Source organism: Streptomyces sp. NBC_00076, assembly GCF_045041235.1.
GTDB lineage: Bacteria > Actinomycetota > Actinomycetes > Streptomycetales > Streptomycetaceae > Streptomyces.
Genome location: NZ_CP108242.1, coordinates 5,810,322 through 5,836,613, shown reverse-complemented (window position 1 = coordinate 5,836,613; position 26,292 = coordinate 5,810,322). Strand labels below are relative to the sequence as shown.

General features: G+C 70.1%; 13 protein-coding genes and 1 tRNA gene. 1 reads left to right on the top strand and 13 read right to left on the bottom strand.

All coding sequences use genetic code 11. The features are described 5' to 3' along the window. Window positions 1-126: 126 nt before the first annotated feature. The 4 genes from OHA64_RS26420 to OHA64_RS26405 all read right to left on the bottom strand — a co-directional run bounded on the left by OHA64_RS26420 (window position 127) and on the right by OHA64_RS26405 (window position 9,747). The gene (locus OHA64_RS26420; RefSeq protein WP_405617195.1) at window positions 127-423 is read right to left on the bottom strand and encodes a S1 RNA-binding domain-containing protein; all 297 of its coding nucleotides are present in this window, start codon (window positions 421-423) and stop codon (window positions 127-129) included. Then, window positions 420-6,710, bottom strand: coding sequence for an RHS repeat-associated core domain-containing protein (locus OHA64_RS26415; RefSeq protein ID WP_405617193.1), 6,291 nt, complete (start codon window positions 6,708-6,710; stop codon window positions 420-422). The genes OHA64_RS26420 and OHA64_RS26415 overlap by 4 nt, the downstream gene beginning before the upstream one ends. 159 nt (window positions 6,711-6,869) lie before the next feature. Continuing rightward, window positions 6,870-9,188: a LamG-like jellyroll fold domain-containing protein gene (locus OHA64_RS26410; protein ID WP_405617190.1), complete on the bottom strand. Its 2,319-nt coding sequence runs from the start codon at window positions 9,186-9,188 to the stop codon at window positions 6,870-6,872. Then, window positions 9,166-9,747 (bottom strand): hypothetical protein, encoded by a 582-nt coding sequence (locus OHA64_RS26405; protein ID WP_405617188.1) that lies wholly within the window; start codon window positions 9,745-9,747, stop codon window positions 9,166-9,168. Before OHA64_RS26405 ends, OHA64_RS26410 begins: the two co-directional genes overlap by 23 nt. Window positions 9,748-9,801: 54 nt before the next feature. Between OHA64_RS26405 and OHA64_RS26400 the strand changes: the two genes are divergently transcribed. Then, complete coding sequence (locus tag OHA64_RS26400; RefSeq protein WP_405624127.1) at window positions 9,802-10,185, top strand: 3-deoxy-7-phosphoheptulonate synthase; 384 nt, start codon at window positions 9,802-9,804, stop codon at window positions 10,183-10,185. A 397-nt stretch (window positions 10,186-10,582) separates the two neighbouring features. Here OHA64_RS26400 and OHA64_RS26395 read toward each other — a convergent pair. The 9 genes from OHA64_RS26395 to OHA64_RS26355 all read right to left on the bottom strand — a co-directional run bounded on the left by OHA64_RS26395 (window position 10,583) and on the right by OHA64_RS26355 (window position 26,192). Further along, a tRNA-Thr gene (locus tag OHA64_RS26395) sits at window positions 10,583-10,659 on the bottom strand. A gap of 161 nt (window positions 10,660-10,820) precedes the next feature. Continuing rightward, on the bottom strand, window positions 10,821-12,371 hold the full coding sequence (locus OHA64_RS26390; protein ID WP_405617186.1) for an alpha/beta hydrolase: 1,551 nt from the start codon (window positions 12,369-12,371) through the stop codon (window positions 10,821-10,823). A gap of 229 nt (window positions 12,372-12,600) precedes the next feature. Continuing rightward, on the bottom strand, window positions 12,601-13,806 hold the full coding sequence (locus OHA64_RS26385) for a DNA polymerase III subunit delta' (protein ID WP_405617184.1): 1,206 nt from the start codon (window positions 13,804-13,806) through the stop codon (window positions 12,601-12,603). A 382-nt stretch (window positions 13,807-14,188) separates the two neighbouring features. Then, a complete protein-coding gene (gene tmk, locus OHA64_RS26380) occupies window positions 14,189-17,470 on the bottom strand; it encodes a dTMP kinase (protein ID WP_405617182.1) in 3,282 nt (1,093 codons plus the stop codon). Window positions 17,471-17,728: 258 nt separating this feature from the next. Continuing rightward, window positions 17,729-20,563: a type I DNA topoisomerase gene (gene topA, locus OHA64_RS26375; RefSeq protein ID WP_405617180.1), complete on the bottom strand. Its 2,835-nt coding sequence runs from the start codon at window positions 20,561-20,563 to the stop codon at window positions 17,729-17,731. Between the two features lie 247 nt (window positions 20,564-20,810). Beyond that, on the bottom strand, window positions 20,811-21,008 hold the full coding sequence (locus OHA64_RS26370; protein ID WP_405624126.1) for a hypothetical protein: 198 nt from the start codon (window positions 21,006-21,008) through the stop codon (window positions 20,811-20,813). 386 nt (window positions 21,009-21,394) lie between these two features. Further along, on the bottom strand, window positions 21,395-22,933 hold the full coding sequence (locus tag OHA64_RS26365; protein WP_405617178.1) for a methyltransferase: 1,539 nt from the start codon (window positions 22,931-22,933) through the stop codon (window positions 21,395-21,397). 66 nt (window positions 22,934-22,999) lie between these two features. Further along, on the bottom strand, window positions 23,000-23,590 hold the full coding sequence (locus OHA64_RS26360; RefSeq protein WP_405617176.1) for a small secreted protein: 591 nt from the start codon (window positions 23,588-23,590) through the stop codon (window positions 23,000-23,002). A 196-nt stretch (window positions 23,591-23,786) separates the two neighbouring features. Beyond that, window positions 23,787-26,192 (bottom strand): sodium-translocating pyrophosphatase, encoded by a 2,406-nt coding sequence (locus OHA64_RS26355; RefSeq protein WP_405617174.1) that lies wholly within the window; start codon window positions 26,190-26,192, stop codon window positions 23,787-23,789. Window positions 26,193-26,292 lie beyond the last annotated feature (100 nt).

The window sequence follows — 26,292 nt, the reverse complement described above, 5'->3', positions numbered from 1 at the left end:
GATTATCGATCCCATACAAGTGCTTCTCCCGTCCTCAGCTCGTTCGTCCAGCAGCAGGTCGGCGTCACGACGATCGCCGGGGAGCTCGTCACACGCGCTCCCCGGCGATCGCAGTTGTCCGGAAGGTCAGGACGAGAGACCTCGCTGCTCCTCGAGCCTGCGCAGGCGCTCCGCGAGAGGTACCTGCCCCGGGGGCCTCAGGATGAACTTGTTCTTCATCTCGTCGAAGGCACTCAGATAGCAGGACACACGGTCTCCCACCTGGTAGTTGTCGTCATCGTCGATGTAGAGGACATCGATGAGGCCGTCCCGTGACAGGCCCAGGTCCACGATGACCCCCCAGCGGAAAACCGCCGTGGCCTCTCCCTCGACGACGCTCCCCACGAGGAGCATCTCGGCCTCGGGTACCTCGGGGTTGGTCATAGCTCGTCCATCACTCTCAGCGGATATGAGTTGAGGAGACCGAACATCTCCTTGGGGATTCCGACCTCGGCGCGTGGAACGCCGTCGTACCTACCGACGTACTTCTCGAAGTGCTGGTCGAAGTCGACCCTGGGGATCTTGATCTCCACGACTGTCCCATCGTAGACACCACGCCCCGCGTAGTCCTCCGCGATGTCCAGCCCCTTGTCGCCCAGGCCAAAGTAGGCGGCGCCGTCCGGGTTCTGGCCCTTGCTGCCCGGGTAATCCTCGGGCTTGAAGCCCTCCTCCTTAATCTTCTTGGTCTGTCCCTTGTACGGCGCCTTGTAGATGTAGACGTTGTCCGGATCGTCGTCCTTCTTCGGCCTCGCGGGCTTGTCGGCGTCCGGCTTCTCGCTCTTCTTCGGGGCGTCGGCCTTCTTGGTCGGCGGGGCCGGCTTGGGCTTGGCCGGCGGAGCCGGCTTGGGCGGCGGCTTGGGCTTGGGGGTGGACGGCGGCGTCACGTTCTCGGCTGCCTTGACTGCGTCCTTCGTCTTGTCGGCCGCCTTGACGGTGTCCGTCGCCACGTCGACCGCGTCCACGGCCTTGTCGACGTACCGCGCGCCCTTCGCCGCGCTCGCGCCGTACCCCGCGATCGGGATCGCCGAGGCATAGGAGAGCCCCGCGTCGATGTAGTTGCCCTCGGCCGTGTACCAGACTCCGTTGAGCAGGTCGGCGGGCTCACCCAAACCGGGCACCAGGCCGACGACGTCGAGCGCGCCGTGGCCGAACGGGCTGAGCCAGGACTCGCCCCAGTACAGGCCCGTCGGGTCCGGGAAGACAAGCGGGTTGTTGCGGCCGTAGGCGTAGGCGTTGAGGTGCTGCGGGTCCGCGAGGTTGAGCTTCGGGTCCACGGAGACGAAGCGGCCGGCGGCCGGGTCGTATGCTCGTGCGCCGAGCTGGATCAGACCGGTCGTCGCGTCGGCCGTGCCGCCCACGAACGACTTGTCACCGGGCCACGCGCCCGCCGCCGGCTTGGCGCCGCGCACCTCGCCGAAGGGCAGGGTACGGCGCTGGACGATCGCCGAGTCGGAGGCCTTGACGGCGATCTCGGCGGTCCCGTTCTGCCCGCCGACCAGCCAGGTCACGCCGGTGGACGTCCGCACGGCGATCTGCCGACCGCCATGGGAGTAGTAGCGCGTGCCTGACAGGGACTTCTTCGCCGTGTCGAGGCGGATCTCCTGGCTGCCCAGGTACAGAGTGACGGCGCCCTTCTCCTTGCGGAGCAGGCGCTTTCCGTCCGCGCCGTACACGAACGAGGTCTTGTTCGCCTCGTCCAGGGCGTCGCCGGACAGGTACGGGGTGACGGCGCTGAGGCGGCCTTCCTCGTCCCAGTCCAGCTTCTGGTCGACCGCAGGGGAGAGGTCCGTCGCCGCCTTCGTACGGCGGACGGTGTTGCCCGCCTCGTCGTACGCGAACGACTGGGCCGCCGTCACCTCCTTCGCCGACGAGTCCGAGGTCGCGGTGCGCACCTCCGCCGACTTCAGGGCGTGGGCGTGTGTGCCGCCCTTGGTGTCCTGGGCCGTCGGTACGTACGTCGTCGACTGCGTGATCGCCGCGTCGCCGGTCGTGCCGGTGGCGTGGCGGACCTCACTGGTGCGGTTGCCCGCCGCGTCGTACCCGTAGGAGTGCCAGTACGGCGCCGGGCCGCCGACGGTCGCCTCACCGGCGCTCGCCGCGCAGTCGGTGGCCGTCTGGGTCCACGCCTCGGTCAGACGGCGCAGATAGTCGTACGTGAAGCACTGGACGTCGGCGGTCTTGCCCTCGGGCGTGTCCGCGAGCTTGCGGATGTTGCCGGTGGCGTCGTAGCCGTAGGTGATGTCGGAGTCGGGGGTCTTGACGATCTCCCGGTCGATGCGGGCGCGCTCCAGGCGCCGGGTGCCCTCCTCGTAGGTGTTGGTGAGCCAGGTGAACTTGTCGGCGCTGGCGGTGCCCAGCGTGAGCTGGAGGAGTTCGCCGTAGTTGGAGTAGCGGGACTCACGGGCGTAGTCGGTCGTGTCGCCCAGGGTGAACGACGGCAGACCGGTCGCCGTGTAGCCCGTGGTGACCGTCTCCGCCGGGAGACCACCGGCCGCCGGGAGACCGACGTCGTCGGGCGACCCGTCCGGCTTGTACGACGCCGTCGAGGTGTAGGTGCCGGCCAGCTTGCCCTCGGCGGCGGGGATCGTCACCGAGGTCTTCGTCGGGCGGCCCGCCGCGTCATAGGCGTCGACCGAATTCGTGTAGGCGTCGTCGCCCACCCACTTGGTGGCCGAGGCCAAGCGCCCCTTTCCGTTCGGGACGGTGGCGCTGTCGTACTCCCAGGTCGTCAGTTTCTTGTCGCCGTTGTAGAGCGAGCGCTGACGGCCCAGCTTGTCGTAGGTGAAGGTGAGGGTGGTGCCGCGCTGGTTGCGGACCGTCTTGACCTGGTCGAGGTCGTTGTACGTCATCCAGGACGTGCCGGCGTCCGGGTCGACGGCGCGGGTCTGACGGCCGCGCACGTCGTATTCGTACGACCAGAGGTTGCCCGACTCGTCCTTGACCTCGGTGACATGGCCCGCGGCGTCGTAGTCGTAGGACGTCGTGTCCGCCGCGCCCGTCGGCGAGGAGGCCTTGAACTCGAGGACCTTGGTCTTCTGCCCCTGCGCGTTGGTGTACGTCGCGGTGGGCGTGCCGCCGGCCGGCGGGTCGACCGTCGTGTGGTCACCGTGGTACGAGGTCTTGGTGCGCCACTTCTCGGTGCCGGCCACACGGAAGATCTCGTCCGTCGCCCGACCCGCCCCGTCGTACACCGTCTCGGTTTCCCGAGGCGTCCCCTCGGACGCGTCCGCCACGTTCACGAAGGTCGTGCCGACGGCGGCGGAGTTATAGAACGGGCCGATCTCGTTGACGGCCAGGCCGCGGGAGTCGTACTCGGTGGTGGTGACGACGCGGCCGGAGTTGGCGGCCGGGGTCTGGGTCTGGCGCTGGCGCAGGAGGCCGTCCTGGAGCTGGTGGCTGACCGCGACGGAGCCGTTCGGGAGGAGCGACTTGGTGGTGGTGACGACGGGCAGGTTGTTGCGGACCAGGTAGGCGTACTCCAAGGACGGGGTGTCCCCGGACTTGGCCCGGCCTGGCAGCCAGACCTTCAGCAGGCGGCCGAGGGCGTCGTAGTCCAGGTCGGTGCGCTGCTTATTGGCGTCGACCGTGGCGGTGACCAGGCCCCAGCGCGGGTCGACCGTGGAGGTGGTCGAGTTGCCGGCCGGGTCGGTGACCTTCATGCCGGTCACGGGGCCGCCGGTGGTCGGCGTGTAGGTGGTCTTCGTCGTGTTGCCCTGCTGGTCCGCTGAGTCCGTCACCCGGCCGTGGGCGTCGTACTTCGCGGTCGACGTCGTCACGTACTGCGGAGTACCGTCGTCCGCGTAATCCTTGACCTTCTCGCTTCGGACCACGTCACCCTTGGTGGGCGTGGTGCCGTAGGTGTCGGGGTCGTCGTACCAGGTGCGGACGTCCGAAATCGCCTCGCCCTTGTAGCCGCTCGGTGGGCCGTCGTCGCAGTTGACCGGGACGACCGTGACACGCTTCAGGAGCGTGAGCAGGTTCGCGCCGGTGTTGCGGACGTAGGCGTTCGTTGTGCACGTGTCGTCGTCAGGGTCGGACAGGTCACCCGAGTCCGACGAGCGCTCCAGCATGCCGTACGAGTCGTAGAAGTGCTCGACGGCGGCGCGGCGGACCTTGCCGTCGTCGAGCGCCGTGCGGGTCTTCGTCGACTTCACCGCCGCGTACGTCGCCTCGTCGCTGCCCTCCGTCGCCGTCGGGGCCGACTTCCAGGGGGTGCTGACCGTGCCGGTGATCTCCGCGCTGCCGTTGTAGGTGCGCTGTTCCAGCTGGAAGCCCTGGTGGCGGGCGTCGTCGCGGACCTTGGTGCCGTCGGAGGCGGTGACCGTGAGGGACTTGGTGCCGCCGGACTCCTTCTCCCGGTCGCCGTCCATGCCCTGGAGGTAGGTGGACTCCGTGCGGAGCTGCTTGCTGTTCTCGTCACCCGTCTTCACGGTGACGTTGCGGAAGCCGCGCCACTGGTTCCAGGTCTTCTTCTTGGTCTTGACGAGCTCGCTGTCGTCGAAGGCCCAGGCGGCGCCCGCGTAGTCGTAGGAGGTGACCTTGTTCGGGCCGGTGACGGTGACCTCGTCCTCGATCACCGTGTCGACGACGAACTTGTGGAACCAGTCCTCCTTTTCCCCGACCGTGCCCTCCTTCGACCAGAAGGACGGCATGCAGCGCTTGGTGTTGGTCTCGGGGGTGGGGAGTTTCGACGGGGTGCACTCGGTGGGCTTGTAGTTGACCGAGATCGTGCCGCCCGTCTCCGACTGGATCGCCCGGATGCGCCACTTGTACATGGGGAGGCGGTCGTCGGCGCCGGTGTCGACGCGGTTGGCGTCCTGCCGCTCGTAGAAGGTGACCTTCGGGAGCTTGTTCGCGCCGTCCTTGCCGGAGTGGGTCACCGACTCCAGCCACATGGACGGGGAGTGGGTGGTGTCGGCGCTCTGGTACTTGTGCGCCAGCTCCCACTCGTCGACATCCGTGTACGTCTTGCCGTCGGAACCCAGGACCTGCGTGGTGACCTTCGTCAGGCGCTTGCGGGAGAAGAAGGTCGGGGACCACTGGTCCTTGCACTCGGTGTCGGAGGTGCAGATCTGCTCGAACGGCACGTCCGGCCAGCGGGTGGCGGTGGACTCCTTCAGGTCGCCCGGCTCACAGTCGGCGGCGGCGCCCTTGCAGCGCTCGGCGGTGTCGAATACGACCCGCGCGGGAGCGGCGGTGGAGTTCTCCTTGCCCTCCTGCTCGCCGTACTCGACGCGCTTGAGCCAGCCGCCGCGATCGTAGGAGACGACCTTGTCGCCGCGCACGGTGTCGTACTTGTTGGTCTCGGTGCCGTAGTAGTACGTCATCGTGTTGCCGTGCACGTCGACGACGTAGTCGAGGTTCCAGCGCCAGGTCTGCTGGCAGCGGGACTCCTTGAAGGTGTCCGCGTGACAGGGCTCGTCCTTGTCGTCACCGAAGACCGGGACCTCCCAGGAGGAGCCGGTGAACTCGGTGTCGGCGGCCTCGCGCTTGCCCTTGCCGAAGTAGTAGCGGGTGCCGTCGGTGGTGGTGACGACCCAGTACTCGTTGTTGTCGTCGGCGTTGAAGCCGCCGGTCCTCCGCTCGACGATCGTGCCGTCGTCCTGCTTCAGACGCCACTCGTCCTTGGCCTTCTTGACCAGCTCACCGGCCCGGCCGCCGAAGTTCATGGTGGCGTTGTCGGAGTGCCAGCACAGGTCGTACTTCTGGGACCCGGCCTCGTCGTGGCCGTCCTCCGTGCAGGAGCGGTACGACCGCTCGATGTAGCCGGCGCTGAGGTCGAAGCCCTCGCCGACCCAGGAGGTCTGGTTGTTGCTGCTGGCGGTACGGCCGTCGGTGGACGCCGAGTTGTAGGCCAGGCCCAGCTGCGGCGACGGGCCCGCGATGGCGGGCGGGACGCGCAGCGGGTACTGCCAGGTGAACGCGCCGGTCTGGGCCGCCACCTGCCAGGACGCCGAAGGGGCGAGGGAGGTCGCGGTGTAGGAACCGGAGCCGCCGGAGGGGGCGGCGGAGACCGCGAGCAGCGGGGCCTTCGCGCCCACGGTGGCCGGCACGTCTGCGGTGAGCTTCTGGGCGCGGACGTCGTTGTCCGTGGCGAGCGGCGTGACCGTCTGGCAGGCTGCCGCCTTCGGCGTGGTCAGCGCGCAGGCAGGCAGCTGGACCAGCCGCAGCCGCTGCGCCCAGTCGCCGCCGTAGGCCTGGGCGAAGGAGGCGTAGTCGACCTCCACCGAGACCTTTGCGGGCGCGGCGGCCGTCGTCAGAGAGGTTCGCGCGTCCGCGTTGGTGACCTTCAGCAGCAGGCCCTCGATACCGGCCTTGCGCGCGGCGTCGTGGCCCAGGACGTCGACCGTGGCCCGGGCGGGGGTGGCCGCGCGGACCGAGCGGGCCTGGGCGGCAGCGATCCGTACCGGGAGGCCGCCCGCCTTGATGCTCCGCGGGGCCCTGCCGCCGTCCAGGACGACGGTGGCGCTGCCCGGCTTCGGCCAGGACGCTTTCGGGGCCCGCGAACTTCCGTACCCCGCAAGGTGCTTGAGCGGGGTGACCTGGCCACCCTCCTCCACCACGGGGGTGGAGGGCACGTCCTGGGTCTTGGGGCGCCGCTGCTCCCGGGCGTCGTCGTCGGCGAGCGCGGGGGCCGCCTGGAGCAGGGTCAGGGTCAGGGCCGCGGACACCGCCGCGGCCAGATGTTTCGCCCACCTATGGGCGCAATGTCTCCGTGTCGAGCGCATACGCGCTCCCCTCCCGTGTGATGTGGGGTGCCCGGGCGCCGGTCGACTGCCGTGCGCCCGGGCGAAGCCGCTCTGGTCAGGAGCCGCCGATTGCTGGATGAGCTAGTCGTTCGCGAGCCGGTAGATCTCGGTGCCGGAGAGCAGGCCGGGTACCAGCCGTACGTCATCGATGTCGCCGGCGAAGTAGTCGTGCCACGCGCCGTCGTACTGGGCACGGCCGATGTTCAGGCCCTTGCCTGCGTTCCAGACACCGGTGACGGTGGTGCTGCCCTGCTCTTCGCCGTCGACGTAGAGGGTGAACTTCCGTGCCGCCGGGTCGTAGGAGCCGGCCAGGTGGGTCCACTTGCCGACGGTCGCGGGCCGCTCGCTGGTCGCCATGGCGCGGACGATGTCGGAGCCGTCCTTGTCGGTGATGTGGCGGCCGAAGATCCAGCGCTTGTACGCGGTCGAGTAGTAGAGGTTGAGGCCGTTGCCGCTGGTGCCGGCCTGGCTGATCACCGAGATGTTCCCGCTCAGCGAGGTCGGCCGCACCCACGCCGAGACGGTGAACGCCTGCCCGGTGTGGACGGCGGAGGTCGCGGTGGCGTAGTCGCTGCTGCCGTTGAAGCGCAGGGCCTTGTCGGCGGTCTCGGTGGCGGAGTGGTTGCCCGCCACCCAATCAGCGCCCTTGACGGTGAGGTCGCGGTCGTGGCCGGAGGTGTCGGGGGCGGTGGTGCCGGAGGTCTGGTCGAGGCCGTAGACGGCGGCGGCGCAGGTGTCGGCGAGGGCGTCGGGACAGGCGCGGTCGGCGGTGAAGATGTACTTCTCCAACGGACCGCGGTTGCCCGCCCGGTCGACGCTGCGCACATAGAGCACGTTCGGCCCGAAGGTGGACGGCGCCACCTCGATGGTGGCGCCGCCGCCGAGGCTCGCGGGCGTGGCCTTGCGGCCGGGAGTGTCGCTGCCGAGGTCCCACTCGTAGTACTCGACGTCATTCTTGAAGACCGAGTCGGAGTTGCCGTTGGCCGAGACGGTGAAGTGCCGCTTGGCGCCCGCCGGGAGGTCGGCCTCACCGTCCACCGGCGTCACCAGCGGCTTGGTGTCGGGCCGTTCGGTGTCCACCACGAACTCGCACCAGTCGGACCAGTCCGAGTAGCCGGAGTCCTTCAGCTTGCCGGTGGAGCCGTCGTAGAGCTGCGCGTGCCACTTGTAGCCATGGCCGTGCGCCAGCTCCCTGATCGGGATGCCCTTCTCGAACACGCCCTCGTTCTGCGGCCCGTCCTTGCCCTCGTACACCAGGGGCCGGCCGTCGACCTGGTCCCACACGCGGAAGGTGGCGGTGAGGTTCTGGCCGGTGCCATCGCTGTAGGAGTCGGCGTCGGTGCCGTTGACCGCCATGGCCGGGGTGTCGTCCCGGATCCACGGCCGCTTGGTGTTGCCCGTGGTGCAGGTCTTCTCCTCCGGGTTGCTCAGCCGCTCGTTGTACGGCTTCCCCGGGGTGGTGTTGTAAGTGACGACCAGCTTGGCGTTGTCACCGCGGAACCGCTTCCAGGAGTTCGCGTCGTCCTCGTCGGCGGCCCGCAGTGAAAAGGCGATCGGATCCTCCGCCTTGGCCTTCTTGCGCACGGTGGCGGTGAGATTCTCGTTGCTCTCATCGGCGCTGTCCTGGAAGTCGACCCAGCTGGCCGGCGCGTCGGGGCTGCAGCTGTCGCCGCGCCCGTAGGCCACCGTCCGGTCGACCATCAGGTCGCCGTCCTTGGGCTTGTTGTTCCAGTTGGTGGCGGAGTCAACGCCGCCCTCGGCCACCGCGTGCAGGTTGACGGTGCTCTTCTGGCACGAGAAGGAGAAGGTCTCGTAGACCTCGAAGACCGCCTTGGAGATGGTGCGGTTCTTCCACCCGGAGGTACCGAACTGGAAGTACATGCGGTTCGTGTACGGCGACGAGCTGCACACGTAATAGGTGCCGCCGATCGACTTGTACGAGCAGCGCCCGACGCCCTCGTCCTTCTTGAACTTGTGGAACTCGGTGCTCGGGTGGGCGCTGGAGACGTACAGCCACTCGCTCTTGGACATGCCGGCCTCCGGGTCGAGGTAGACCGGGAAGTCGGTGTCGGAAGCGGTCAGCACGGAAGCGTCGGGGACGACTGTGACCGCGTCCACGGAGATGTCCAGGACCATGTCGGCGACCTTCGCCGCCGCGCCGGGCCCGTCCTCGACGGGGGCGCCGGAGCCGGCGGCCGGCACGGCATCCGCCGGGACCTCCTCGGTGGTGGTGGCGGAGTCCCACATCTTGGGGGCCTGGCCGCCGAAGAGACGCGCGCCGGAGGCGTCCACCGCCTGCAGCCCGCCGGCCGGCCCGGTGGTCAGGTCGAGGCCCTCGGACCGTACAGGCAGCCGCAGTCGAGCCAGCTCGGGATTGTCAGCGGCTTCCGGGCTCTTCACCTTCAGGACGTACGAAGTACCCGGTGACAGTGGCGCTGGCCAGCAGGTCGACGCTGGGCAGCACCTCGCGGTACTCGGCGGTGTCGCCCTCCAAGACCGGCTCGGGCAGCGGCCTGGGCCAGCGCAGCGTGAACGACTTGCCGGCGTCCCCCAGGGTGATCAGGTCGGACGAGCCGCCCCCGGCGAAGGCCAGGTCGACGACTGCGGCCTTCGGGCCCACCGTGCCGTCCGCCCGCCGCTCCAGCGTGGCGTCGGCCTTCTCCCAGCTGCCATCGGCGCGTTGCACCCGCTGCGGCTGGACACTGGTCTCGCTGGTGAAACTGCCGTCCGGGTTCGCGAAGACGAGTTCGTCCTCGGTCCTCTGCTGGATGATCTCCACCGGTTCGCCGGTCTCGGCGGCGAGCCGGAACGCGGCCGTCTCGGCCGAAGCCTGCCGTGTGCTGCCGGCCGCGTCGGCCGGACTGGTGACGGCGGGCAACGAGCCCAGGACGACGGCGCCGCCGAGCAGCACGCCGAGCGTCCGGGCAGCACGAAGCCGCCGGAACCAAGGGTTGGTCATGCCCTTGTCTCCCCCCGGGCTCTCCCCAGAGCCCGCTATGAAATTGATGTGGCCATGCCGTGCAGCAGTGGCGGAAGAAACGTATGGGTTCTCTTTTGCCGAATCAAGAGCATTTCAAGAGCGAACCGCCCCAGAGCCCACACCGCATGCCGTATGAACGGCCCTTGGTACTGGAAGACGCGCGCGGCGCGACCAGCGGATCCTCCCTCTTCGGCTGGATTGGGAGAACGGACGCGCCAGCCGGATGGAGCCCACGTTCGGCCTCGCTCAAGCTGCACACATCTCAAGCCGGAGCCGACCGTGTCGTCGGAGGATGCCGTCACCCAGAGCCGGACACTGTATCCGGAGGGCGTTCCCGGACGGCTGACCTTCATCATCCGCCTCGGCGCGAAGGACGTGCACCGCACCTGCCACCGGTCGTCGACGCGGCGGCCCTGAGGTTCCCCCGCCACGGTTCGGCACGGACCGGCGCGGGCAGCACCTCGCGATACGCGGCGGTGTTGTCAGGATTGGACAGTCCCGCCGCTTCCGATCACCACATCGAAGACGGTCGTATTCCCACCCCGATGGTCCGAGTGCAACCACAGGCTGCTGATGGCGTGTCACGCACGCCTGTCCACCGGTTGTCCACCGAACCTCATTGCGTAGGCCCGAGCCGCCCCTCCCAGATAAGCAAAAGCCCAGCCCAGAGACTCAAGCCCGCAACATGGTCACGGAAACACAACCCCGAACCTACGCATTACGATGCGCAGACAACGAGTGCCCGATCTGCCGGGATTCCAAGGTCAACGGAAACAAAAAACCCCAGGTCAAAGCCATGACCTGGGGTTCAGCATGGAGCCGCCTTCGGGATTCGAACCCGAGACCTACGCATTACGAGTGCGTTGCTCTGGCCATCTGAGCTAAGGCGGCGCGCTGTCGACACCATGGTGCGATCAGCAACGCGGGTAAGTCTACACAGTTTCCGAGGGTGCTCCGAACCAGCCCCGGAGGCGGGGTCCCCGGGGCGGGCGGCGGGCGGTAGGCAGGCGGCGGGCCGGTGCCGGCATGCTTCGGGCAGGCCGTTCTCGGGGCTAGGAACAGCGCTTTCCGTCCGTCGGAGGGGTGCCGCGGAGTAGGTACGCGTTGATCGTGGAGTCGATGCAGGCGCTCCCTCGGCCGTAGGCGGTGTGGCCGTCGCCCTTGTAGGTGAGGAGGCGGGCCGAGGAGAGCTGGGCGGCCAGGGCGCGGGCCCAGCGGTAGGGAGTCGCCGGGTCGCGGGTGGTGCCGACCACGACGATCGGGGCGGCGCCCCTCGCCTCGATGCGGTGCGGCTCGCCGGTCGCCCGCACCGGCCAGTACGCGCAGTTCAGGGAGGCCCAGGCAAGGCCCTCGCCGAAGACCGGGGACGCCTTCTCGAAGGCGGGCAGCGCCCTGCGCACCTCGTCGGGGGTGTCGAAGGCCGCGGGGAGGTCGAGGCAGTTCACGGCGGCGTTGGCGAACATCAGGTTCGCGTAGCCGCCGCCGGCGTCACGGTCGTAGTAGGTGTCGGAGAGGGCCAGGAGTCCCGCGCCGTCGTTCTCCTTCATCGCCGAGTTCAGTGCCTCGCGCACCTGCTCCCACGACCCCTCGTCGTACATCGCCGCGATCACACCGGTGGTGGCGAGGGCCTCGCCGAGCCTGCGGCCGTCCGCGTCGCCACTCGGGATCTGGTGCGCGTCCAGCTTCCCGAAGAAGGCCTTGAGGTTCCGGCCGACCTCGGCGGTCGGCGTGCCCTTCCTGCCCAGCGGGCAGTCCGGCTGCCGAACGCAGTCCTTCGCGAAGGACTGGAACGCCGTCTCGAAGCCCGCCGTCTGGTCGAGGTTCAGCCGGCGGGCCGGCAGCGACGGGTCCATCGCTCCGTCCAGGACCAGTCGGCCCGACCGGCCGGGGAAGAGTCCCGCGTAGGTCGCCCCGAGGAAGGTGCCGTACGACGCGCCCACGTAGTTCAGCTTCGTGTCACCCAGCGCCGCCCGCACGATGTCCATGTCCCGGGCCGTCTCGACGGTGGACACATGCCGCAGCAGTTTCGGCGAGTCCGCCCCGCAGCCCTCGGCGAACTTCTTGTACGCGTCGACGAGTTCCGTGGTCTCCCGCTGGTCGTCCGGCGTGCTGTCCGTCTGCGTGTACCGGTCCATGTCCCGCCTGCTGAGGCATTTCACGGGCTCACTGCGGGCGACGCCGCGCGGATCGACCGCGACCAGGTCGTAGCGGGCCCGGACCTCCACCGGGTAGCCGATCCCCGCGTACGCCTGGAGGTAGTCGACGGCCGAGCCGCCCGGCCCGCCGGGGTTGACGAGCAGCGAACCGAGGCGGCTGCCCGGGCCCGTGGCCTTCTTGCGGGCGACGGCGAGCCTGACATCACCGTCGGCCGGCTTCGCGTAGTCGAGCGGCGCCTTCAGCGTGGCGCACTGGAAGCCGGGGACTGTGCAGGAGCGCCAGTCCGGCTTCTGGTCGTAGTACGACGCGAGGACCGTCGGTGTGGCCCGCGGCAGCGAGGCGAGAGCCGCCTGGGCCGCGGCACCGGCCGTCGTCGTACTCCCAGCCGAACAGGCGGAACAGGCGGAGACGAGCATCGCGGCGACGGCCACGAGAACGCCGCCCATACGCGCTCTGCGCGCGCGGACAGGGGTGCTGTGCCTGGTGAGATGTGGGCCGGACGGGTCGGTCCGGTCTGCTGTCGTGCCAGGGCGGGGGCTGCGCCTGATGTACATCGACCGAGCGTAACTCTGCGCGGTGGATCAAACGCTCTCCGTGCGCACGCTGCCTCGTACGAGGGACGTCGTCAACCTCCTGTCGTCAGGCGTCGGCCGCTCAGCCCGCGCTGTCGGCGGCTCAGCCCGCTCTGAGTGTCATCGTCATCGCCTCCACCGCCAGGAGCGGGGCCACATTGCGGTCGAGGGCCTCACGGCACGCGGCGATCGCCTCGATGCGGCGAAGCGTGGACTCCGGGGAGCTGCCGCGGGCGATCCGCTCCAGGGCGTCCCCGGCGTCCGCGTTGGCGATCGCCACCCGGGAGCCGAGCTGGAGGGCGAGGACGTCGCGGTAGAAGGCGGTGAGGTCGGTGAGCGCGAGGTCGAGGCTGTCGCGCTGGGTGCGGGTCCTGCGGCGCTTCTGCTTGTCCTCCAGATCCTTCATGACGCCCGCCGTGCCGCGCGGCATGCGGCCCCCCTGGGAGGCCCCCATCGCCGCCTTGAGCTCCTCGGTCTCCTTGCCGTCCCGCTCCTCGGCGAGCTGCTTGGCGTCCGCGGCCGCCGCGTCGACCAGTTCCTGGGCGGCCTTGAGGCACCCGCCGACGTCGTCGATGCGCAGGGGCAGCTTGAGGACCGCCGCCCGGCGCTCGCGCGCGGCCGGGTCGACGGCCAGGCGGCGGGCACGGTCGACATGTCCCTGGGTGGCGCGGGCGGCGGCCATCGCGGCGGCCGGCTCGACGCCCTCCCGTCGTACGAGCATGTCCGCGACGGCGTCGACGGACGGCGTGCTCAGGTTCAGATGGCGGCAGCGGGAGCGGATGGTGGGCAGCACGTCCTCGATGGAAGGGGCGCACAGCAGCCACACCGTGCGGGAAGCGGGCTCCTCCACGGCCTTGAGGACGGCGTTGGCCGACTTCTCGTTCAGCCGCTCCGCGTCCTCGACGAGGATGACCTGCCAGCGGCCGTTGGCAGGCGAGGTGAACGACTTGCGGACGGTGTCACGCATGTCGTCCGCCAGGATCTGCGAGCCGACGGCGGCGACGGTGCTGACGTCGGCGTGGGTACCGACGAGTGCCGTGTGGCAGCCGTCGCAGAACCCGCAGCCGGGGGATCCGCCGAGGGCCCGGTCGGGGCTGACGCACTGCAGCGCGGCGGCGAAGGCCCGCGCTGCCTGGTTCCGCCCCGCTCCGGGCGGTCCCGTGAACAGCCAGGCGTGTGTCATCTTCGACGCCTCGGGCGGCGGCGTGTCCGCGGCGGCCGCGGTGACCAGGGCGTCGGCGTCCCGGGCAGCGGCATCGAGCTGCTCGCTCACCTTCTCCTGGCCGACCAGGTCGTCCCAGACGGTCATGCGTCACCCCGCCCTTTCGTCACGTTTCGCTGTACGGGGTCCATTGTGGGGGCGACCACTGACAACGGGCGCCGACGGCGGGGGCGCAGGCGGTCACGGGCGCCTCCCGACGGTCCCGCCGCTGACCGCCGCGATGACGTGGACGCCGTACCCGCCGAACGGGCGGGCCTGACACACGGGATGCTCAACGCGCCGCGGCAGGTGTGCCGGCAACCTCGGCCGGACCACCGCGTGCCCACCCCGGTAAGCGGTGGGCACGCCCTTGTCCGCCACGCCGGCCCCGGCGCGGGTCGGCCCCGCGCCCGTGCCCGCCCGTCGTCCCTGCCACCCGCTCGACGCCGGGCGCCGGGCTCCCGCTCAACACCGGGCGAGCGAGCGGAGTTCAGCCCCGCCGCCCCCGGCCGCGTCGGCCGCGTCCCTCCTCGGGCTCCTCGTCGTCACGCGGGCCCAGCAGTTCGTCCGCCAGGGTCGGCAAGTCGTCCAACGGCGTCTCCTCGGCCCAGTCCGACCGGGCCCGCCGACGAGGCACCCCGTCCTCGTCCACCTGCGGCAGCTCGCGTGTACGGTCCGCGCCCGTTTCCGGCCGCGTCGTCTCCTGCTCGTCCCTGAAGAAGCCCGGCGGCACCCGGTCCGAGGGAGTGTCGTCCTGGACGGGAGGCAGTACGGCCGTCTCGTCCGCGGCACCCGGAGGAACCGGCGGCAGCACAGCGGTCTCGTCCGCGGCACCCTCAGGAACCGGCGGTTGCGGCAACTCGGTTGTCACCTCGGAGTCGGGACCACCGGCGCCGGAGCTCGGCTCACCGCCACTCTTGTCGTCCCGCACCCTCGGCAGGACCGCCGTCTCGTCCACCGGCCCGCCCGACGCGTTCGTCGGCGTCACCATCGGTGTCGCCACGGTCGCCTCGTCCGGCGTGGCACCCGGGCCCGACCGGCGCGACTGCCCGGACCGATCCTTCGGCGCGAACCGATCCGACGGCCCCGCCTGCCCTGACTGCCCAGACGCGTCCGTTCCCGAAGTGCCCCCCTGCGGCGAGGCCGGCCGAGGCCCCTCCGCCGCCGCGGCCGCCGCCTGCTCGGCCAGCCGCCGCGCCTCCTCGGCCCGCAGCAGCGCCTCCTCGGCCTTCTGCTGCTTCTCCAGGCGCCGCGCCTCGGCCTCGGCGCGCAGTCGGGCCTCCTCCTCGGCCTGCTTGCGGCGCCGCTCCTCGTCGGCCTTCCGCCGGGCCTCTTCCTCGGCCCGCACCTTCTCCTCGGCGAGCAGCCGCTGCCGCTCCTCCTCGGCACGGCGCCGCGCTTCCTCGGCCCGCACCCGGGCCTCCTCCGCCTGGCGCTCGGCCTCTCGCCGCTGCGCCTCCTCCAACTCGCGCCGCTTGCGCTCCTCCTCCTCGGCGCGCAGCCGTTCGAGCTGCTCCTGGCGCTCACGCTCCAGGCGCTCCTCCTCGGCCTTGCGGGCCGCCTCTTCCTCGGCCTTGCGGCGTGCCTCCTCCTCGGCCTTCTTCCGCGCCTCCTCCTGGGCCTTCACCTCGGCCTCGGACAGCGGCAGCATCTGGTCGAGCCGGTGCCGGACGACGGTCGTGACGGCCTCGGGCTCCTGGCCCGCGTCCACCACCAGGTAACGCCCGGGGTCGGCGGCGGCCAGCGTCAGGAACCCGGACCGCACGCGCGCGTGGAACTCGGCCGGCTCCGACTCCAGCCGGTCCGGCGCCTCGGTGAACCGCTCGCGGGCGATCTCCGGCGAGACGTCCAGCAACACCGTCAGATGAGGCACAAGCCCGTTCGTCGCCCAGCGGTTGATGCGGGCGACCTCTGTCGGGGACAGGTCACGACCCGCCCCCTGGTAGGCAACGGAGGAGTCGACGTACCGGTCGGAGATCACGACCGCGCCCCGCTCCAGAGCGGGCCGCACCACCGTGTCCACGTGCTCCGCGCGGTCCGCCGCGTACAGCAGCGCCTCCGCGCGGTGCGAGAGCCCGGCGCTCGACACGTCCAACAGGATCGACCGCAGCCGCTTGCCGACCGGCGTCGCTCCCGGCTCGCGCGTGAGGACGACCTCGTGGCCCTTGGCTCGGATCCACTCGGCGAGCGCCTCGGCCTGGGTGGACTTCCCGGCCCCGTCGCCGCCCTCCAGGGCGATGAAGAAACCGGCCGAGGCGGCCGCCGTCTCCGGGTCGTCACCGCCGAGCAGCGCGTCCCGCAGGTCGTGGCGCAGCGGCACACCGGAACGGTCGTCGACCTTGGCCAGTACCAGCGCGGCCACGGGCAGCAGCAGAGCGCCCACCAGCATCAGGGTGAAGGCCGCGCCGCCATGCGCGAACAGGAACTTGCCGTTCTCCAGGCGGTGCGGGCCGATCGCCGCGGCCACGAGGGGCGCGATCACCACTCCCAGCGCCACGCACACGCGGACGACCGCGTGCAGGTGCTCGGTCGTGCGGGCCCGCCGGTACTCCTCGGCCTCCTGGTCCAGCAGTGTGTGCCCGGTGTTGGCGGCCACGCCCGCGCCGGCCCCCGCCAGCGCGAGGATCAGCAGCACGCTGGTGACGTCGGGGACGAGCCCCGCGGCCAGCAGGGCGACACCGGTGAAGGCGATCGCCAGCGCCAGCAGCCGGCGCCGCGACAACGTCGGCAGCAGGGCGGGTGCCGTGCGGATGCCGACGACCACTCCGCCGGTCAGCATGCCCACCATCAGGCCGTAGAGAACAGGGCCGCCGCCCAGGTCCTTGGCGTGCAGTACGGCGACGCCCACGGCGGCCGCGACCGCTCCCGCGATGGCCGCGCAGGCCGGCACCAACAGCGGGATCGCGCCGGTGCGGCCCTTGTCGACGCCGGTGCCCGTCTTGGGGCGGCGCAGTCCCTCCAGCGGCGAACGCGCGCGCGGGGTGTGCGTGTCGGGCAGTTCCAGGTAGGTCAGCACCGACAGGGACGCGGCGAACAGACCGGCCGCGACGTAGGACGCGAGGGCAGCCTGATGCTGGGCGAACCAGGCGATCCCCGAGCCCAGCAGGTTGTTGAGCAGACCCGCGACGACGAGCGCGGCGGCCGCGAGCGGGATCGCCACGAAGGTCGTCCGCAGCGACAGACGGCGCAGGGCGTCCATGTGGTCCGGCAGCGGTCGTACCGTCGCGCCCTCCGGCGGCGGCGTCGGCAGCAGGGCGGGCGCCGCGCTTTCGCGGCACACCGTCCACAAGCGCTCGGCGACACCGGTCACGAAGGCGGTGACCAGGAGGATCGCCAGCGCGTTCTCGGGCATCCAGTCGATCCACAGGGGCGCCACGATGAGCACCGCGGCCCGCAGCCCGTCCGCGCCGACCATCGTCCAGCGGCGATCGAGCGGGCCGTCCTGGGAGGTGAGCGAGGTGAGCGGGCCGAGGAGCACGGCTCCGAAGAGCAGCGTCGCGAGGACGCGCACCCCGAAAACGGTCGCCACTGCGAACGCCACGCCCCGGTAGCCACCGCCGAACGAACCCTCGGCGATCGCCGCCTGGAGGGCGAGAACAACGAGAACCAGAAGCGCGAGGGTGTCGCCGACACCGCCCACGAGTTGCGCGCTCCACAGCCGTTTCAGCTGCGGTCGGCGCAGCAGGGCGCGGACGGCGCGCTCGCGGGAGTCCGCGACCAGGGCGTCGTCGGGGGCCGGGTGAGTGGCCGTTGGCTGCTCGGCTGGGGTCATGCTTTCAGCCTATCGGGACGCACCGACAGCCTGGAGCGCCCGTCCCGAACGTGCGCTCGCCCCGACATCAAAGCGATGCCGGGGCGTTCTTTTTGCGAAGCCGCTGTGAAGAAACGGCGAGGGAAACGAGGACCGCTCGGTTCGCGACGCCGCCTTCAACCGTTCTGTCCTGAGCGGCGTCCTGAACGGCCGCCTTCACCGCTCGGCCCTCAGCGGTCGGCCTCAACCACTCGGGCCTCCACAGCGGACCTCAACCGGTCAGTCCTCGGACGCCGTTTTCGACGCCGTCGCCTTCTTCGCGGTCGTGGTTGTCTTCTTGGCGGTCGTCTTCTTCGCGGCCGTCGTCGTCTTCTTCGCCGCGGTCTTCTTCGTCGCCGCCGCCTTCTTGGCCGGTGCCTTCTTCGCGGGCGCCTTCTTCGCCGTCTTCTTGACGGGCCCCTTCGCCCGCTTCTCGGCGAGCAGTTCGAAGCCGCGCTCCGGGGTGATCTCCTCGACGCTGTCGCCGGAGCGCAGGGTCGCGTTGGTCTCCCCGTCGGTGACATACGGTCCGAAGCGGCCGTCCTTCACCACGACCGGCTTCTTGCTGACCGGGTCCTCGCCCAGCTCCTTCAGCGGCGGCTTGGCGGCGGCCCTGCCGCGCTGCTTGGGCTGGGAGTAGATCTCCAGCGCCTCTTCGAGGGTGATCGTGAAGAGCTGGTCCTCGGCCTGGAGGGACCGCGAGTCCGTGCCCTTCTTCAGGTACGGGCCGTAGCGGCCGTTCTGCGCGGTGATCTCCACGCCCTCGGCGTCCTTGCCGACGACGCGCGGCAGCGACATCAGCTTGAGGGCGTCCTGAAGCGTCACCGTGTCGAGGGACATCGACTTGAACAGTGAGGCCGTACGCGGCTTGACGGCCTTCTTGCCGGTCTTCGGGGTGCCCTCGGGGAGCACCTCGGTGACGTACGGGCCGTAGCGGCCGTCCCGGGCGATGATCTGGTGGCCGGACAGCGGGTCGGCACCGAGCTCGAAGTCACCGCTCGGCTTGGCGAGCAGTTCCTCCGCGAGCTCGACGGACAGCTCGTCCGGGGCGAGATCCTCGGGCACGTCCGCGCGCTGGTGGTTCTCGGAGTCCTTCTCGCCGCGCTCGACGTACGGGCCGTAGCGCCCGACCCGCAGCACGATGTCGTTGCCCACCGGGAACGACGACACCTCGCGCGCGTCGATCGCGCCCAGGTCCGTCACCAGTTCCTTGAGGCCGCCGAGGTGGTCCCCGTCGCCGTTGCCGGCGTCGGCGGCACCGCCCGCAGCCGTGCCTTCTCCTTCGCCGAAGTAGAAGCGCCTGAGCCACGGCACGGCCTGCGCCTCGCCGCGGGCGATGCGGTCGAGGTCGTCCTCCATCCTGGCGGTGAAGTCGTAGTCGACGAGCCGCCCGAAGTGCTTCTCGAGCAGGTTGACCACGGCGAAGGACAGGAAGGACGGCACGAGGGCCGTGCCCTTCTTGAAGACATAGCCGCGGTCGAGGATCGTGCCAATGATCGACGCGTACGTCGACGGGCGGCCGATCTCGCGCTCTTCGAGCTCCTTGACCAGGCTGGCCTCGGTGTAGCGGGCCGGGGGCTTGGTGGCGTGCCCGTCGACCGTGATCTCCTCGGCGCGCAGCGGGTCGCCCTCGTTGACCTGGGGCAGGCGGCGCTCACGGTCGTCCAGCTCGGCGTTCGGGTCGTCGGCGCCCTCGACGTACGCCTTCAGGAAGCCGTGGAAGGTGATCGTCTTGCCGGAGGCGCTGAACTCGACGTCCCGGCCGTCGGAGGCGGCGCCACCGATCTTCACCGTGACGGAGTTGCCGGTCGCGTCCTTCATCTGGGAGGCGACGGTCCGCTTCCAGATCAGCTCGTAGAGCTTGAACTGGTCGCCGGTCAGACCCGTCTCGGCGGGGGTGCGGAAACGATCGCCCGAGGGGCGGATCGCCTCGTGCGCCTCCTGCGCGTTCTTGACCTTCCCGGCGTACGTACGCGGCGAGGCCGGCAGGTAGTCGGCGCCGTACAGCTGTGTGACCTGGGCGCGGGCGGCGGTGATCGCCGTGTCGGACAACGTCGTGGAGTCCGTACGCATGTAGGTGATGAAGCCGTTCTCGTACAGCTTCTGGGCCACCTGCATGGTCGCCTTAGCGCCGAAGCCGAGCTTGCGCGAGGCTTCCTGCTGAAGCGTCGTCGTACGGAACGGGGCGTACGGCGAGCGGCGGTACGGCTTCGACTCGACGGACCGCACCGAGAACTGGGTGTTCTCCAGGGCGGCGGCCAGCGCGCGGGCGTTGGCCTCGTCGAGGTGGAGGGTGTTCGCGCTCTTGATCTGTCCCAGCGAGTCGAAGTCGCGGCCCTGCGCGACCCGCCTGCCGTCGACGGTCTGGAGACGGGCGACCAGCGACGACGGATCCGACGAGTCCCCGGCGCGGCCGGTCGCGAAGGTGCCCGTCAGGTCCCAGTACTCAGCAGAACGAAACGCGATGCGCTCGCGTTCCCGCTCCACCACGAGCCGGGTGGCGACCGACTGGACACGGCCGGCCGACAGACGCGGCATGACCTTCTTCCACAGGACCGGCGAGACCTCGTAGCCGTAGAGACGGTCGAGGATGCGGCGGGTCTCCTGGGCGTCGACCAGCTTCTGGTTCAGCTCGCGCGGGTTGGCGACGGCGGCCTGGATCGCGGCCTTGGTGATCTCGTGGAAGACCATCCTCTTGACCGGGACCTTGGGCTTGAGCACCTCCTGGAGGTGCCAGGCGATCGCCTCGCCCTCGCGGTCCTCATCGGTGGCGAGGAAGAGCTCGTCGGAGTCCTTCAGCAGGTCCTTGAGCTTCTTGACCTGGGCCTTCTTGTCGGCGTTGACGACATAGATGGGCTGGAAGTCGTGATCGACGTCCACGCCGAGGCGGCGGACCTCGCCGGTGTACTTCTCGGGCACCTCCGCGGCGCCGTTGGGGAGGTCGCGGATGTGCCCGACGCTCGCTTCGACGACGTAGCCGGGGCCGAGGTAGCCCTTGATCGTCTTCGCCTTGGCAGGCGACTCGACGATGACGAGTCGGCGGCCGCCCTGTGCGGTCTCGCTGGTCGGGGACAACTTCGCTCTTCTCTCCGGTCGGCGCTGGGGTCTCTCCCCAGGCCTTGGTCCCGGGGTCGGGTCATGCTGACGCTGCGGAGTGTGACGGTACATCCCGCCCCCGTGTCAAACGGGAAAAGCCCGCAACGGCCACTCGAACGGTAACCCGACTACCGCCATTCCTGCCGCCCGGAGTGCCCACCGGCCTTTTCGGACCTATCCGGAGGGTGATCCATCAGTTACTGGTACCGCAGCGGCAACAGGGCGCTCACACCTGGGTGAAGCACCATGTCCCGAGGGCGAGCGCAAGCAGTGCGACGACGCTCGCGGCGGTCGCCGATGCGACCGGACTCACACCGTGGGCGACCGGTTCCCGGTGCCGCACCCGGGCCGTGGTCCACACCAGGAGCCCGCCTCCGAACAGGGTGAACACCATTCCGGCGAAGATCGCCGATTCGCTTTCCATGGCCACCCCGTGCCCCTTTTTCTCCGTCCGCGCGTGTCCAGCCCGTGGAGGCTGACACGCGCGGACGGCGCACAGGCGAACCCCGGGTGAACGCGGGGACGACACGGCTGCGGACTCCTCCCGCCCCGCCACGCTCGGTAGGGGTCGGACCGCACAGGGGCGCGCACATTTTTTTCTGTCGCCCTCCTGCTCGCACCCTGTCCCCCTTATGCCGCGCTCATGACGCGCTCATGCCGTCGGGACGGCTCACGGGGTGCCCGGTCCACCCCCGGCCTCGGCGCCCAGGTCGGCTCGACACTGTTGCCGCACGGCTTCGTCATCGCTGCCCACGGCTTCGTCAGGGCGCCGGTGCCCTCAGAGGTGACACGCCACGGGTGGCACGTGGATCACGCCGGTTCGATGAACCCCTGCTCCACCAGCAGCCGGATCTGCGCCGGCGTCCGGTCGCGCAGCAACACCGGATCCTCGCCGACCAGTTGGGCGATCGCGTCGAGGATTCGGCCCGCGCTCAGCGAGCCGTCGCACACACCCGCGAAGCCCGCGCCGACCGTGTCCACCTTGGTGGCCCGGCGCATGCCACGGTTCTGCCGCAGCACGACATGCTCGGGGTCCTCGGCGCCGGGCAGCCCGACCTGCTCCTGGACGATCTCGGATGTCAGCTTGAAGTGGCCCGCGAGCAGGGCCGCGTCGTCATGCGCCCGCAGGTAGTCGAGGCGGCCGAAGTGCGCCCGGACCGTGTCGCCGAGCGGCTGCTCGACCGGGTGCGGCCACTCCTCGACGGTGACCGAGGGCACAGCGGCCCCGGTCTTCCGCAGGCTGATCCAGCCGAAGCCGACGGCCCTCACCTTGCGCGCCTCGAACTCGTCCAGCCAGGCGTCGTACCGCGCCTGGTACTCGGCCGGGTCGCCGCGGTGGTCACCCGCGTCCCTGAGCCACAACTCGGCGTACTGCGTGACGTCCTGCACCTCGCGCTGCACGATCCAGGCATCGCATCCGCGCGGCACCCACGACCTGAGCCTGTCCTGCCAGTCCTCCCCCTCCACGTGCTGCCAGTTGGCGAGGAACTGCGCGAATCCGCCCTCCCGCAGCCGTTCCCCCGCCCCCTGAACGAGCGAGCGGCACAGATCGTCCCCGCCCATCCCGCCGTCCCGGTACGTCAGCCGGCCGCCCGGCGAGATCACGAAGGGCGGGTTGGACACGATCAGGTCGAAGGTCTCGTCGTCCCGGACCGGCTCGAACAGCGAACCCTCGCGCAGATCGGCGGCGGCCGCCCCGGACAGCGCCAGCGTGAGCGCGGTGATCTGCAGCGCGCGTGGGTTGAGGTCGGTCGCCGTCACCCGCGTGGCGTGCTGGGCGGCGTGCAGCGCCTGGATCCCGGAGCCGGTGCCGAGATCGAGGGCGGCGGGGACGGGCGTGCGGACCGTGATGCCCGCGAGGGTCGTGGACGCACCGCCCACGCCGAGGACGACGCCTTCGTCCTTGCTGCCGATGCCCCCCGCCCCACCGACCGCGCATCCCAGGTCGGACACGATGAACCAGTCCTCGCCGCCGGGTCCGCCGTACGGCCGTACGTCCACGGCCGCGGCGAGGTCACCCGCCGAAGCGCCCTCGCGGTCCCCGCCGACACGGACCAGCCATCCGCTCTCCAGGCAGGCCTCGACGGGCAGGACGTCCCCCACGCGCGCGTGGGGGACAGGCTGCTGCAACAGGAACAGCCGTACGAGCGTCTCCAGTGGCGTGTCCCCGCGTGTGGCCCGGAGCGCGGGCACGGTCTCGCTGCGGGCCAGCGCCGCGTACGCGGGGGCGCCGAGCAGTTCGAGCAGCCCGTCGGCGGTGAAGGAGGCCCTTAGCAGGGCCTCCCGCAGCCGGGCGGTGACATCGGGACGGTCGGACGCGGGCAGGGCAGGCAGGCCGGAGATACTCACGCCCCCATTGTGACCCTGGGCGCCCGCGGATCTCAGCTCCTCGCGCCCCGTGGACCGCGGCCCGCGTCAGCCCGTGGCCGCCGACGCCGGAGAGGGCGCCGCCTTGCAGCTCTCCTGCTCGGCCATCGCCTTGCCGACGTCGCCCTCCTCGAGAGTCTTCAGCGCGTCGTTCCCGCTCTTGCTGAGCTTGGCCAGCTCGGTCGCGATGTCCTTGAGACCGTCCGCGAACTTCGCCTGGTCCTTGGTGTCGAGTTCGTCGACCTGCTTCTGCAGGGACGCGTACGACGTGGAGATGCCGTTGAGTTCCTTGGTCGCGTCCTGCTGCTTCTTCTCGCCGTTGTCGACGTCCGGCGGCCCGGCCTTGGTCACGGCGGCCCCGATCGCCTTGTAGGCGTCCGACATGTCCTGGAAGGCCTGGGCGTCGGTCTTCTGGACCTCGGCGGGCGTGCTGTTGTCCGAGGTCTCCTTCTGGATCGCGGCGTTGGCGGCCTCGATCTTCTTGGCCTGCGGCTGTACGGCGTCGCAGACCTCCTTGGCCCAGGAGTTCAGCTTGTCGCTGCTGTCGTCACTGCTGCATCCCGACAGGGCGAGTACCAGTACCGCACCGCCGGACAGTGCGGCCGCGAGCTTCTTGTTCACCGGATTGGTCCCTTCCATGGCTCTCGGCCCCGGAACATACACGCCAAGCGGGCGACACCCATATACCGAACATCCTTTATGACTCTTATTGCATCATTTGCACCAGCGAGAGAAGGCTCACGGGAAGGGGGCGCGCCCACACAAAAGGCGGGCGGGCGGCGCGTCAACACGCGCCACCCGCCCGCCCCTTGAGCTGGGACTGACCAAGCCCGACCTACGAAACCACCGCCGGATCGGCCGACTTCGACGGTTCATCGGCGTTGTCTTCGTCACCCATGGCGATCCCGCGCCGCTTGGAGACGTAGACCGAGCCCGCGATCACCACGAACGCCAGAACCGCGATCGCGATCCGTACGCCGAGGCTCTCGTCGTCGCCGTAACTGAACTTGATGACCGCGGGCGCGATGAGCAGCGCGACCAGGTTCATCACCTTCAGCAAGGGGTTGATCGCCGGCCCGGCGGTGTCCTTGAAGGGGTCACCGACCGTGTCGCCGATCACCGTGGCGGCATGAGCCTCGCTGCCCTTGCCGCCGTGGTGACCGTCCTCGACGAGTTTCTTGGCGTTGTCCCACGCGCCACCGGAGTTGGCGAGGAACACCGCCATCAGGGTGCCCGTGCCGATCGCACCGGCGAGGAACGAACCCAGGGCGCCGATCCCGAGCGTGAACCCGATGAAGATCGGCGCCAACACGGCGAGCAGCCCGGGCGTGGCGAGCTCACGCAGGGCGTCCTTGGTACAGATGTCGACGACCTTGCCGTACTCCGGCTCCTCGCTGTAGTCCATGATCCCGGGATGGTCGCGGAACTGCCGCCGCACCTCGTAGACCACGGAACCCGCCGACCGCGACACGGCGTTGATGGCGAGGCCCGAGAAGAGGAAGACGACCGCCGCGCCGGCGATGAGACCGACGAGGTTGTTGGGCTGGGAGATGTCCATCATCAGGGTCATCGGCGCGCCCTCGCCGGACAGCTTCTCGCCCACCTCCTGTGCGCCGGTGGTGATGGCGTCCCGGTACGACCCGAAGAGCGCCGACGCCGCCAGGACGGCGGTGGCGATGGCGATCCCCTTGGTGATGGCCTTGGTGGTGTTGCCGACCGCGTCCAGGTTGGTGAGCACCTGGGCGCCCGCGCCCTCGACGTCGCCGGACATCTCGGCGATGCCCTGCGCGTTGTCGGAGACGGGCCCGAAGGTGTCCATCGCGACGATCACGCCGACCGTGGTGAGCAGGCCGGTGCCGGCCAGCGCCACCGCGAACAGCGCCAGCATGATGGACGTACCACCCAGGAGGAACGCCCCGTAGACGCCGAGGCCGATCAACAGGGCGGTGTAGACGGCCGATTCCAGACCGACGGAGATTCCCGCGAGGACGACCGTGGCCGGACCGGTCAGTGACGACTTGCCGATGTCCTTGACCGGACGGCGGCTGGTCTCGGTGAAGTAGCCCGTCAGCTGCTGGATCACGGCCGCGAGCAGGATGCCGATCGCCACCGCGACCAGGGCGAGGATCCGCGGGTCGCCGGCCCTGCCCAGGATCGCCTGGTCGGTGACGCCGTCCAGGTCGGAGTACTTGCCGGGGAGATAGACGAAGACGGCCACCGCCACCAGCACCAGCGAGATCACCGCCGAGATGAAGAACCCGCGGTTGATCGCGGACATACCGCTGCGGTCGGCGCGGCGCGGGGCCACGGCGAAGATGCCGATCATCGCCGTGAGCACGCCGATCGCGGGAACGAGCAACGGGAAGCCGAGCCCGGCGTCGCCGAAGGCGGCCTTACCGAGGATCAGCGCGGCGACCAGCGTCACGGCGTACGACTCGAAGAGGTCCGCCGCCATGCCCGCGCAGTCGCCGACGTTGTCGCCCACGTTGTCGGCGATGGTCGCGGCGTTGCGCGGATCGTCCTCCGGAATGCCCTGCTCGACCTTGCCGACCAGGTCGGCGCCGACGTCGGCGGCCTTGGTGAAGATGCCTCCGCCGACCCTCATGAACATCGCGATGAGGGCCGCGCCGAGACCGAAGCCCTCAAGGACCTTCGGCGCGTCGGCCGCGTACACCAGCACCACGCAGGAGGCGCCCAGCAGACCGAGCCCCACCGTGAACATGCCGACCACGCCGCCGGTTCGAAAAGCGATCTTCATGGCTTTGTGCGAGACGGCGGTGAGATCCTTTTCCGGCTCACCCTCCGCCGGGGTCGCCTCGCGTGCGGCGGCGGCCACCCGCACATTGCTCCGTACGGCGAGCCACATGCCGATATAGCCGGTGGCGGCCGAGAAGCCCGCGCCGATCAAGAAGAACACCGATCGTCCGGCGCGCTGATTCCAGTCGTCCGCGGGCAGCAACATGAGCAGGAAGAACACGACGACGGCGAATACGCCGAGCGTGCGCAACTGCCGGGCCAGATAGGCGTTCGCTCCTTCCTGGATCGCCGTCGCGATCTTCTTCATGCTGTCGGTGCCCTCACCCGCCGCGAGTACCTGGCGTACCAGGACGCCCGCCACCACGAGGGCGGCCAGGGCCACGACGCCGATGACCGACACCATGACCCGGTTGCCGTCGGTCAGGACCGCTGCCGCGAGGGCTGTGGAGTGGTCCAGCTGATCTGGGGAAGAAAGCCCCGCCATTCGTCCTCCTTGACGCTGGGGCTGAGCTCAAGATGTGGACGGATTCTAGAGATCTGTTCCTGATCAAAACAGTACGCGGTAAACGGAATCTGCCACACCC

What these genes read in the sequence shown, in the direction of transcription:
- OHA64_RS26420 (WP_405617195.1), bottom strand. Translation starts at nt 423, where the DNA reads ATGACCAACCCCGAGGTACCCGAGGCCGAGATGCTCCTCGTGGGGAGC.
- OHA64_RS26405 (WP_405617188.1), bottom strand. Translation starts at nt 9,747, where the DNA reads ATGACCAACCCTTGGTTCCGGCGGCTTCGTGCTGCCCGGACGCTCGGC.
- OHA64_RS26400 (WP_405624127.1), top strand. Translation starts at nt 9,802, where the DNA reads ATGCCGTGCAGCAGTGGCGGAAGAAACGTATGGGTTCTCTTTTGCCGA.
- OHA64_RS26390 (WP_405617186.1), bottom strand. Translation starts at nt 12,371, where the DNA reads ATGGGCGGCGTTCTCGTGGCCGTCGCCGCGATGCTCGTCTCCGCCTGT.
- OHA64_RS26385 (WP_405617184.1), bottom strand. Translation starts at nt 13,806, where the DNA reads ATGACCGTCTGGGACGACCTGGTCGGCCAGGAGAAGGTGAGCGAGCAG.
- tmk (WP_405617182.1), bottom strand. Translation starts at nt 17,470, where the DNA reads ATGACCCCAGCCGAGCAGCCAACGGCCACTCACCCGGCCCCCGACGAC.
- OHA64_RS26370 (WP_405624126.1), bottom strand. Translation starts at nt 21,008, where the DNA reads ATGGAAAGCGAATCGGCGATCTTCGCCGGAATGGTGTTCACCCTGTTC.
- OHA64_RS26360 (WP_405617176.1), bottom strand. Translation starts at nt 23,590, where the DNA reads ATGGAAGGGACCAATCCGGTGAACAAGAAGCTCGCGGCCGCACTGTCC.
- OHA64_RS26355 (WP_405617174.1), bottom strand. Translation starts at nt 26,192, where the DNA reads ATGGCGGGGCTTTCTTCCCCAGATCAGCTGGACCACTCCACAGCCCTC.